The organism is Gemmobacter sp. (genome assembly GCF_016792925.1).
In the GTDB taxonomy this organism is placed as follows: Bacteria; Pseudomonadota; Alphaproteobacteria; order Rhodobacterales; family Rhodobacteraceae; genus Gemmobacter.
The window spans coordinates 1-6,894 of the sequence record NZ_JAEULU010000180.1 but is presented as its reverse complement, the minus strand read 5'-3'; the positions used below and the strand labels follow the sequence as shown (position 1 = coordinate 6,894).

5 protein-coding genes and 1 pseudogene are annotated in these 6,894 nt (G+C 65.9%); 5 read left to right on the top strand and 1 reads right to left on the bottom strand.

Going from position 1 to position 6,894, the window contains the following annotated elements; translation table 11 throughout:
• The 3 genes from JNN06_RS08460 to recJ all read left to right on the top strand — a co-directional run.
• A partial coding sequence (locus tag JNN06_RS08460) for a surface lipoprotein assembly modifier (RefSeq protein ID WP_291239149.1) occupies positions 1–1,282 on the top strand: 1,282 nt, incomplete at its 5' end.
• A 66-nt stretch (positions 1,283–1,348) separates the two neighbouring features.
• A complete protein-coding gene (locus JNN06_RS08455) occupies positions 1,349–1,777 on the top strand; it encodes a VOC family protein (RefSeq protein WP_291239148.1) in 429 nt (142 codons plus the stop codon).
• Between the two features lie 61 nt (positions 1,778–1,838).
• Complete coding sequence (gene recJ / locus JNN06_RS08450; protein WP_291239147.1) at positions 1,839–3,581, top strand: single-stranded-DNA-specific exonuclease RecJ; 1,743 nt, start codon at positions 1,839–1,841, stop codon at positions 3,579–3,581.
• Between the two features lie 81 nt (positions 3,582–3,662).
• On the opposite strand, the gene JNN06_RS08445 is transcribed toward recJ, so the two are convergent.
• Entirely contained in the window at positions 3,663–4,823 is a 1,161-nt protein-coding gene (locus JNN06_RS08445) for a hypothetical protein (RefSeq protein ID WP_291239146.1), read from the bottom strand.
• 137 nt (positions 4,824–4,960) lie between these two features.
• Here JNN06_RS08445 and ade point away from each other — a divergent pair, with 137 nt between their 5' ends.
• On the top strand, positions 4,961–6,673 hold the full coding sequence (gene ade / locus JNN06_RS08440) for an adenine deaminase (RefSeq protein WP_291239145.1): 1,713 nt from the start codon (positions 4,961–4,963) through the stop codon (positions 6,671–6,673).
• A gap of 52 nt (positions 6,674–6,725) precedes the next feature.
• A pseudogene (locus JNN06_RS08435) lies at positions 6,726–6,894 on the top strand (protease HtpX); the annotation flags it as partial.

Below are 6,894 nucleotides of genomic sequence, written 5' to 3'. Positions count from 1 at the left end.
CAGCCTGTCGGATGCGCGCGAAGCGGCGGTGCAGGCGGTCGGCCGGGGCGATCTGGCTACCGCCGAGACCCTCGCCCGGCATCTGCTGGCCGCTGATCCACAAGACCCCCTCGCCCGGCAGGTGCTGGCCACTGTCGCGCTGCGCAAAGGCGATCTGCCCCGGGCAAGGGCCGAGGCGCGCGCGGCCCATGCCAATGCCCGCACCGACCGCCAGCGGCATGAGGCCGCCAAGCTGGCCGCCATCATCGCCGATGCCGAAGGGCGCGATCTGGCGCTGCGCTGGTGGCTGCGCGCCGCCGGAGAAGACAGCCCCACCGCACAAGAACGCAAGCTGGCCGCCCGCGCCCTTGCCCATGTGCGCGACCGCTCGCCCTGGGCCTTGCGCTTTGGCGTTTCGGTCTCGCCCTCCAACAACGTGAATGGCGGGGCAGACAGCCCCTTCACCATTGTGGACGGCCACCCCGAGCTGGGTCAGGGCCTCACCGATGCCGACGGGCGGGCGCTGTCCGGCATGGTCGGCAAGCTGAATGCCGATCTGTCCTGGCGCTTGGCCCGCAGCGACAGGGCGCAGACCCGGCTGAGCTTTGGCCTCGATCTGAAGCGCGTTCATATCACAGACCATACGGACAATTTGAAAGGCAGCGATCTGTCCTCTGACACCGTCTCGCTGGGCATGGATCACGAGCGGCTCGATGCCGGCGGGCGCGGTCGCTGGGATTTCGGCGCCGATCTGGGCCTGTCGCGCGATGGCGAGGACAGCAGCCGCGAGATTTCGGCCCGGCTGGGCCGCAGCCTGGCGCTGACCGAACGTGCGATGATCTCCTTCTCCGCCTCCTGGACGGTGGAGCAGGAAAACCGCAATGACCGGGTGACGCGCCTGCCGCAGCTGACGATCAGCAGCGAACACCATCTGGCCGGAGGCGCGCGGCTTGGCTTCGCGCTGACCGGCTATGACGCGCAAACCAGCAATTCGCAGCGCAAGCGCCACGGAGGGCTGGTGCAGGTCAGCTATGCCCCCGGCAAGCCGCTGGGGCCGTTTGACATCAGCGGCGCGCTTGGCCTCAGCTTCGCCGATTACCCCGATTATTCGGTCCCCCTCGGGCCGGGGATCGGGCGTCAGGATCAAACCGTGTTCGGTCAGGTGACATTGGTGGCGCGCGACCTGAGCTGGCAAGGATTTTCGCCGCAGCTGACCCTGCGTGCCAGCCGCAGCGACAGCAATATCTCCAAATTCGACACGCTGGAAACCGGCATCGTGCTGGGGCTGAAATCGCAGTTCTGAGGCCTTGCCTCTGGCATCTGCCGCCATTGCGCCTATCTTGCGAGCGATTGCAAAAGAAGGTGACCCATGCCGATCCGCTATCTTCACACCATGGTCCGGGTGCTGGACCTCGAAAAATCCATGGCCTTCTTCCGCCTGCTGGGGCTGGAGGAAACCCGCCGCATCGACAATGAGATGGGGCGTTTCACGCTGGTATTCATGGCGCCGCCCGGCCAGCCCGAATGCCCGGTGGAGCTGACCCATAACTGGGATGGCGATGCGGGCCTGCCCTCGGACAGCCGGCATTTTGGGCATCTGGCCTATGCCGTCGACAATATCTATGACACTTGCGCGCATTTGCAGGCCAATGGCGTGGTGATCAACCGCCCGCCGCGCGACGGCCATATGGCCTTCGTGCGTTCGCCCGATAATGTGTCGGTCGAATTGCTGCAAGCGGGCAAGGCGCTGCCCCCGGCCGAGCCCTGGGCCTCGATGCCCAATACCGGCCATTGGTAAGCGCCGCCCTTGCCCGCCGCGCCCCCGGCGGCTATCTGGGCGGAAAGCGAGCGGGGGTGTCATGGATCGGGCTTTTCTCAATGTCGAGGCCTCGCTGACCGGGCGTCGCTGGGTGGGCCCCGAAGCCGAGATCATGCGGCAGGCCGAGGCCATGGCGCAATCGGCCCGGCTGGCGCTGCCGGTCTGTCAGGTTCTGGCGGCGCGCGGCGTGGCGGCGGCGGATGCAGCCGGGTTCCTCGCCCCCGCGCTGCGCGACCTGCTGCCCGATCCGATGGTCTTGCGCGATATGGAACCGGCGGCCGAGCGTTTGATGCTCGCGTTGCGGCAGCGCCAACGCATTGCAATCTTTGCAGATTATGATGTGGATGGGGGGTCTTCCGCCGCGCTTTTGCTGGTCTGGCTGCGGGCTATGGGGGTGCAGGCCACGCTTTATATCCCCGACCGGATCGACGAGGGCTATGGCCCGAATGTGCCCGCGATGCAGGCGCTCGCGGCGGCGCATGACCTGATCATCTGCGTCGATTGCGGCACGCTCAGCCACGAGCCGATCGCGGCGGCCAAGGGGGCGGATGTGGTGGTGCTGGATCACCACCTTGGCGCCGAAACCCTGCCCGAGGCGCTCGCCGTGGTGAACCCGAACCGGCAGGACGAGGATGGCGCGCTGGCGCATCTGTGCGCCGCCGGGGTGGTGTTCCTGCTGCTGGTGGAGGTGAACCGCCGTCTGCGCGGGCAAGGGGTGACGGGGCCGGACCTGATGGGCCTTTTGGATCTGGTGGCGCTGGCCACCGTGGCCGATGTGGCGCCCTTGGTGGGCGTGAACCGCGCCTTCGTGCGGCAGGGCCTGAAAGTGATGGCGCGGCGCGAGCGCGTGGGCCTGCGCGCGCTGGCCGATATTGCCCGGATGGATCAGGCTCCCACTCCCTATGCCCTTGGTTTTGTTCTGGGACCGCGCGTGAATGCGGGCGGGCGGATCGGTCAGGCCGATTTGGGCGCCCGGCTTCTGGCGACCGATGACCCGGTCGAGGCGGCGGCAATTGCCGAGCGTCTGGACGTGCTGAATGGCGAGCGGCGCGAGATCGAAGCCGCCGTGCGTGCCGCCGCGCTGGCGCAGGCCGAGGCGCGGGGTCTTGACGGCCCGCTGGTCTGGGCGGCGGGCGCGGGCTGGCATCCGGGCGTGGTGGGGATTGTGGCGGCGCGGTTGAAGGAGGCGACGAACCGGCCGGCGGTGGTGATCGGGTTGGAGGGCGGGATCGGCAAGGGCTCGGCCCGGTCGGTGCCGGGGGTGGATCTGGGCGCGGCGGTGCAGCGGGTGGCGGCGGAAGGGCTGCTGCTGAAGGGGGGCGGGCACAAGATGGCGGCGGGCCTGACGGTGGCCGAGGGACAGATCGAGGCCGCGATGGCGCGGCTGGGCGAGCTGCTGGCGCGGCAAGGCGCGGGCACCGGCGGGCCGGGGGATTTGCGGGTAACGGGGGTTCTCAGCCCCGCCGCCGCCACGGTGGACCTGATCGAAAGCCTTGAAATGGCTGGCCCTTTTGGCGCCTCGGCCCCTGCCCCGCGCTTTGCTTTCGCCGATTGTGCCGTGCAATCGCGCCGCATGGGCGACAGCCATTTGCGGCTGAGCTTCGGCGATGGCATGGGCGCGAAGCTGGAGGCGGTGGCCTTTGGCGCCTTTGACGGCCCGCTGGGGCCCGCGCTGGAAAACCCCGGCCACCAACGCTTTCACCTGGCGGGCAAGCTGGAGCTGAACCACTATGGCGGCCGCACGAAGGTGCAACTCCGCCTCGACGACGCCGCCCGGGCCTGAGAGGTTTGGCCCCGGAAAACGGTAATGGCCTGTACAGTTTTGGGCGGTTGGAAGGGTGAAAGGGTAACGGGGTATACGCTTTCAGGGACCGAAGGTGCTGAGGTAGTGGGTCACCCCCTCGAACAGCCCTTTAGCAGAGGCGCTTAGAACCAGCCATTTGACCAGAGGCCCCGCCTGCTGGCCCACTGACTTGGCGGCCTCTTGCAGGATGCTGTCTGCGGTCTTGCCACAGTAGCGCAGCACGGCATCGGCAAAGGAGGCCAGCGCCCCGGCCAGCCTGCGCAGGACAGTCTTGTCGGGCTGATGTTTGGCTAGCTCGACCTCGGCCTGCTGCAAAGGCCGCAGAAGCGGCACTGTGTGTGCGACGAGTTCGGCGGGAAGATCGACAAGTTCCGGCGGGTGGTTGTGGCCGCGATGGGCGATTGCGGCACCGGGCGCAAGGACCGCTCCCCGCAGAGCTTCTACCTGCTGTCGAAGGTCAGTCACCTGCCTGAGAAGATCGTGACGGGCCTCGATCTCGGCGATGGCGGCCAGCACAGCCTTGGGGCCTTCTTGCCAAATGTCATCGGGGAGCAGGGCGATGTCGCGTTGGAGGTTCCAATCGAGCCATTGGCCGGAGACGGCGCCACGCCACCAGCGGTGCCAAAAGGAGTTGGGGTCGCCGGTTTCGCGGGTGAGGGTTTGGAGGGCCTTCTTTTCTAGCTCCTGCACGAAGACTGGTGGAACGAAATGCCAGAGGGGCGCTGAGAGCGGATCACCTTTCGACTCCAGCAATGCCACGTCCTTTTCAGCATCAGATAGAAATGAAGCGTATGAGCTGTCGTCCCAAGATTTGGCAGCGCTGACTGCAAAAGCAAAGGCATTAGATTTGAAGGATGAAAGTGAAGCTGTTCGAGCATCATCAGCTGCAAAAGCTAAAGATGCCGCGGCACCAAAAGCAGGAAAGGCACCTGCGCGAGCATGATAGGACGTGGCGGCGAAACCGAAGGCTCTGACAGTAGCAGAACAAGCTCTGGAAGCTGCATCTGCAACGCGAGTGGATGCTATCCTGCAAGCAACTCCAGCGGTGAGGTAGCAGCGTAGCGCGACGGTCAAGTTCAAGTCAGGCTTGTCACTTTGTGACATAGCCATCTCTTGGGCGCAGAGTGGAAAGATTCTTAGTGCTGCCCGTTGCTCGATCAGGAGGGCCTCCTCGCGTGAGCGGGTGTTCAGCCAAGCTTCGAGTTCGTCGCGATCCACCATGCCCTCTCAAGTTGTGCCAACTTTGAAGTGTTCCCCGCCCGAAGGCAAGGTGCCGGGGATGGCACTTGGGGGGATCGGCCCTCTCGACTTCGCCCCTTCAATCGGGTTCTCTGATCCAAAGCTCAGGAGTGCCCCCCATGACCCGTTCCCACCTCAATCCCCCCCTTTCGGCCCGGATCGCGCAGGGGCGCGGGGTGGAGGTGGCGGATTTGGTGCTTCGGGGCGGTGTGGTGCTGGACGTGGTGACGGGCGACCTCATTCCCGGCGATGTGGCGATTTGCGGTGGCGTCATCGTTGGCATCGGGGCCGATTATGAGGGCCGGGAGGTGGTGGATGTGGCGGGCAAGACCCTCGTGCCGGGGTTCATTGACACGCATCTGCATATCGAAAGCTCGCTGGTGACGCCTTACGAATTTGACCGCTGCGTGCTGCCGCATGGGGTGACGACGGCGATTTGTGATCCGCATGAGATTGCCAATGTCGCGGGGCTGGAGGGCATCCGGTATTTTCTGGAGGCCAGCGCGCGCACGGTGATGGATATTCGGGTGCAGCTTTCGTCTTGCGTGCCCTCGACCCATATGGAGACGACGGGGGCGCGGCTGGAGGCCTCGGATATTGCGCCCCTGATGGATCATCCGCGCGTCATTGGTCTCGCGGAATTCATGAATTATCCCGGGGTCTTGCATCAGGACGCGGGCTGCATGGCGAAGCTCACGGCGTTTCAGGGGCGGCATATTGATGGCCATGCGCCGCTGCTGTCGGGGCGTGATCTGAATGGCTATATCGCCGCCGGAATTCGCACCGAGCATGAGGCGACGACGGCCGAGGAAGCGCGGGAGAAGCTGCGCAAGGGGCTCAGGGTGCTGATCCGCGAGGGCTCGGTCTCGAAAGACCTGCACGCGCTGGCGGAGGTGCTGACGGAGCGGACCTCGGCCTATATGTGTTTTTGCACCGATGACCGGAACCCGCTTGATATTGGCGAGCATGGGCATCTGGATTACCTGATCCGCACGGCGATTGGCCTCGGGTGCCCGCCGCTCGCGGTCTATCGCGCGGCGAGCCTGTCGGCGGCGGAGGCCTTTGGCCTCAAGGATCGCGGGCAGATCGCGCCGGGCAAGCGGGCGGATATTGTGGTGCTGGGCGATCTGGCGGAATGCCAGCCTGAGATGGTGTTCTGTGGTGGCGTGCTGTGTGGGGATGCAGCCTTTGCGGCGCGCGAGGTGGTGGAGCCGGTGGCGCGGCATTCGGTGAAGGCGCCGAAGGTGGTGGCGGAGGATTTCCGCACGGCGGGCAACCGGGTGGAGACGCCGGTGATCGGGATTATCCCCGGCAAGATCATCACGCCGCGTCTGACCTATGACATTGCGCCGGAGGGGGGCGACAAGCGGCCAGACCTCAGCCGCGATCTGGTGAAGATTGCGGTGATCGAGCGGCATGGGGTGAATGGCAACAAGGCCACCGGCTTTGTGCAGGGCTTTGGCTTGCAGCGCGGGGCGATTGCCTCGACCGTGTGCCATGACCACCATAATATCGCGGTGGTCGGGGTGGATTATGCCGATATGGCGCTGGCCGCGAACCGGCTGTCGGAGATCGAGGGCGGGTTTGTGGTGGTGGCGGGCGGCGAAGTGCTGGCGGAGCTGGCGCTGCCGGTGGCGGGGCTGATGAGCCTGGAGCCCTTTGAGGTGGTGCGCGAGGATCTTGTGGCCCTGCGCGCCGCGGCCAAGGGTCTGGGCGTGGTGCTGGAGGAGCCGTTCTTGCAATTGGCCTTCCTCGCGCTGCCGGTGATCCCGCATCTGAAGATCACCGATCACGGCATGGTGGATGTGGATCGGTTCGAGGTGATGCCGTGAGGCCTTGAAGCGGCCTCGGACACTGCCAATATCGCGTGCAGGAGGGCCTGAGATGACCGGATATGCCAAGACCGCGCTGCTGATGGCGGCGATGACGGCGCTGTTCATGGCGGCGGGGGCGCTGGTGGGCGGGGCCACGGGCGCGGTGATTGCGCTGATCGTGGCGGCGGTGATGAATGTGGTGACCTGGTGGGGCAGCGACAAGGCGGTGCTGTCGATGA